General features: G+C 65.4%; 2 protein-coding genes. Both read left to right on the top strand.

The features are described 5' to 3' along the window. The first annotated feature begins 2 nt into the window (after positions 1 to 2). Entirely contained in the window at positions 3 to 1799 is a 1797-nt protein-coding gene (locus tag A2J03_RS05465) for an ABC transporter ATP-binding protein (RefSeq protein WP_068370552.1), read from the top strand. Between the two features lie 107 nt (positions 1800 to 1906). Next, positions 1907 to 4356: amino acid adenylation domain-containing protein (locus A2J03_RS05470; RefSeq protein ID WP_442971324.1), on the top strand; the 2450-nt coding region annotated here is incomplete at its 3' end.

The raw sequence follows: 4356 nt of genomic DNA on the forward strand, positions 1-4356 counted from the left end.
GCATGGCCGTCGTGAATTCCCCTGTGACCGAGCCGAAGCCGGAATTGTTGCCCATCGCCGATGCCACGCACACGTGGCAGTGGCTTCGCGGCGAACTGGGTGCACGCAAGGGTGCTACTGCCCTGACCGTGCTGACGGCGATCGTCAGTGGCGCGATGGCGCTGGTGCCGATCTACGTTCTCGGCAGCCTCGTCGACCGCGTGATGGACGGCGCACCGGTCTCCACGATCGTCTGGGTCATCGTCTCGATCGCAGCGGCGGCCGTGATCGGCGCGGTGTTCACGGGTCTGTCGACGGTCTCGATCTCTCGTCTCGGCGAGACGATCCTGGCAGATCTGCGCGAGCGCACGGTCCGACGTGCGCTGATGCTGCCCACCGCGAAGCTCGAGAAGGTCGGCAAGGGTGATCTGCTGTCTCGCGTCGGCGACGACGTGGAGGTTATCTCCAAAGCCGTGACGGACGTCGTTCCCCAGATCGTGTCGGCGTTGATCCTCGTCGTGCTGAGTATGTTCGCGATGGGCGCACTCGATTGGCGTCTTGGGCTGGCCGGGTTGGTGGCATTGCCGCTCTACGTCGTCGCACTCCGGTGGTATCTGCCTCGTTCGGCCCCGCTCTATGCGGAGCAGCGCGTGGCGATGGGCGAACGTGCCGAGGCGTTGATCAGCAGCCTGCACGGTTCGCGGACCGTCCGCGCGTACCGGCTCGAGTCCGCTCACGTGCACGCCATCGACGCCGCGTCAGCGCGTGCTCGTGATCTCGGGCTGACCGTGTTCACGCTGTTCACACGATTCGTCGGGCGTGAGAACCGTGCCGAGTTCTTCGGGCTCGCACTGATTCTCACGGTCGGATTCGTACTGGTGCGTGGCGACGTGGTGACCGTCGGTGCGACCACGGCGGCAGCACTGCTGTTCCATCGGCTGTTCAACCCGCTCGGCTCGATTCTGTTCACGTTCGACGAGGTGCAGTCCGCAGGCGCCTCGCTCGCCAGGCTGGTCGGCGTCGTGTCGATGCCGGGTGACCGAGCCGGAACCATGGAGGACGTGCGCACAGGTGGGCACACCCTCGCGGTGCACGGCGTCGGACACAGCTACGACGGTGTAACCCCGGTTCTGGAGGACATCGATCTGCGTGTCGAGAGCGGCCACACCGTCGCACTCGTCGGGTCCACAGGAGCGGGGAAATCGACTCTCGCGGCGATCGCGGCGGGCTCGATCCGTCCGGACACCGGTCGGGTGACCGTCGGTGATCACGATGTCGCCGACCTCGACGAGACGAGTCTGCGCAAGCACATCGCGATCGTGACCCAGGAAGTACACGTGTTCGCGGGAACTCTTCTCGACGACGTGCGTCTGGCCAGTCCGGACTCCACTGCAGACGAGGCGATGGCAGCGCTGACCGTCGTCGGTGCCCAGGACTGGGTCGACCTGCTTCCGGGCGGGCTCGACACCGTCATCGGCGAAGGTGGAACCGAGTTGACCGCTGCGCAAAGCCAGCAGCTGGCGCTCGCACGGTTGATCCTGGCCGATCCACCGGTCGTGATCCTCGACGAGGCCACCGCCGAAGCGGGGAGCGCGGGTGCTCGGGATCTCGAACGCTCGTCCCTCGCAGCGATGGAAGGACGAACTGCCCTCGTCATCGCTCATCGACTCACGCAGGCCGCCTCCGCGGACCGAGTCGTCGTACTCGAACACGGCCGGATTCTCGAAGACGGAACCCACCTCGATCTGATCGCTGCGGGTGGTCGGTACGCAGAACTGTGGAACGCGTGGCAGGGGCGTCACGCATCCAGTTCGGCGTAGTACCACTCGCTGGAGACACCAACTACCCGCAAGGAACGTGACTTTTCATGCCCACAGGGCGACCGATGCAGTCGGACCAAGATTCCCTCTCCGGCCGGTTGGAGCAGTTGGCCACCTGGAACGACACGCAGGCCGAAATCGAAACGCGTTCGGTGATCGAATTCTTCGCCGACCAGGTCGATCTGAGGCCTGAGGCCGTAGCGGTGGTGGACGGTGCTCGGCGAATCACATACGGCGAATTGGGAAGGCTCGTCGGCGAACTGGCCACGCACCTTGCGGAGAACGGTGTTGCGGACGAGGCCGTCGTCGCCGTCGGCATGCCGCGCAGTGCCGAGATGGTGGTGTCGATCCTTGCCATCCTCACTGCCGGGGGCGCCTTCGTTCCGCTGGATCCGCAGTGGCCCGCGGATCGGCAGGCCGCGGTTCTCGCCGACGCCACCGTCGTCCGTGTGCTTCGCGCGGACGTCGACCTGGAACTCGACGTACCCAGCAGCATCGTCGATCTCGACGACTGGGCTTACGATCGCGCGCTCCCCCTCGAACGCGATGTTGCCGCCGGAACCCGACTGGCCTACATCATCTTCACCTCCGGTTCGACCGGTAGGCCGAAGGGCGCGATGATCCGCCACGAAGCGATCGCAGCACGCCTGCGCTGGCAGGTCGAGGAGATCCTGCACTTCGGTCCCGAAGACGCGTCGATGTTCAAGGCGCCGTTGTCCTTCGACATCTCGGTCAACGAGATCCTGCTGCCGTTGGTGTCCGGCGGTCGGGTGATCGTCGCCAAGCCCGGTGGTGAACGGGATCCGCAGTATCTCCTGGATCTGATTGCCTCCGAGCGCGTGACCTTCGTCTACCTCGTGTCCTCGATGCTCGACGTCCTTCTCGAACTCTCCTCCGGTACCGAACTCCTCGGCGGACTGAAGCACGTGTGGTGTGGCGGAGAGGTGCTGACCCCGGAGTTGTTCGATCGATTCCGGTCGGCGCTGTCCACGACGCTGTACCACGGCTACGGACCAGCCGAGGCGACCATCGGTGTGTCCCATGTGATCTATCGAGACGGTGCGGACCGCATCGCGACCTCCATCGGCACCCCCAATCCCAACACGCAGCTGTACGTTCTCGACGACAACCTGCGGCCGGTCGGCATCGGTGAGGGCGGAGAACTCTACGCGGGAGGTTTTCTGCTCGGCCGCGGATACGTCGGTGCACCGTCGTTGACTGCCGGCCGATTCGTCGCCAACCCCTTCGGCGAATCGGGTTCACGCCTCTACCGCACCGGGGACCTCGCGCGGTGGGCTCCCGACGGTTCCCTCGACTTCCTCGGGCGAGCCGACAATCAGGTCAAGATTCGAGGAATGCGACTCGAACTCGAAGACGTCGAGAACGGCCTTGCGACGCACCCGGGAGTTCGGCAGGCGTGTGTCACGGTCGGCGAACACCGCGGCGGCACCAAGTATCTGATCGGCTACGTCGTGCCGCACGCGGGCTCGGTCGTCACCGATGACTCCGTGCGCGATTGGGCTACGAATGCGCTGCCCGAATACATGGTGCCGACTGCAGTGGTCGTGCTGGCCGAGTTTCCGCTTACGCCCAACGGAAAGCTGGACCGTCGGGCACTTCCCGAACCTGTCTTCGGGTCAGGCTCTTTTCGCGCCCCTCAGACCGACACCGAACGAGCCCTGTGCGCGCTCTTCGCGGAAGTACTGGGCAGCAGCGATATAGGAGTCGACGACGACTTCTTCTCGATGGGCGGGGACAGTATCGTCGCGATCTCGCTCGTCAGCAAAGCCCGGCGCGCGGGTCTCGGCCTCCGGCCCGGCGACGTGTTCCGGTTGCGGACACCTGCCGCGCTCGCGGAAGTCGTGTCGGACACCGACACGGCACGAGATCCGGAAGACGTTGCCGTCGGACACGTCCTCGGTACGCCGATCGTGCGCTGGACGGGTGACGTGGGCGGGGACGTGGACGGATTCGTGCAGACCACCGTGGTGACTGCGCCCGCGGGGCTGACCGGGGACCAGCTCCGTGAGATTGTCGACGCGCTTCTGGGCCGGCACGAGATGCTCCGCGCGCAGCTCGACCGATCGCAGCCGTGGTCGCTGTACGTCCCCGAGGAAGTGCCCGCCGTCGACGCACTGGTGACGGTGGTCGGCGCCGACTCAGTACTCGAGGATGAAATTGCCAAGGCTGCAGCAAGACTCGACCCCGATTCGGGGGTGATGTTGCAGGCGGTTCACCTCGATGCCGGACCCGAGCGCGACGGCCTGCTCGTGTTGTCGATACACCACCTCGTCATCGACGGGGTGTCCTGGCGCATCATCTTCGACGATCTCGCCGACGCGTGGGCAAGCATCACCGTGAACGAGCCGATTTCGCTCCCCGACGCGGGCACGTCGTTCCGTCGCTGGTCGGCCCGGTTGAACAAGGCTGTTCGGGCAGGGATCTTCGACGCCGGTCTCGCCCGATGTATCGAGCCACTCGATACACCGGACGCACTACTCGGATCGCGGGCACTCGACCCGCACACCGACATCGTCGCAACCGAAATGCAGAAGAC

Origin of the sequence: Rhodococcus sp. EPR-157, from assembly GCF_001647195.1 — a bacterium.
Taxonomy (GTDB): Bacteria; Actinomycetota; Actinomycetes; order Mycobacteriales; family Mycobacteriaceae; genus Rhodococcoides.

What these genes read in the sequence shown, in the direction of transcription:
- A2J03_RS05465 (WP_068370552.1), top strand. Translation starts at nt 3, where the DNA reads ATGGCCGTCGTGAATTCCCCTGTGACCGAGCCGAAGCCGGAATTGTTG.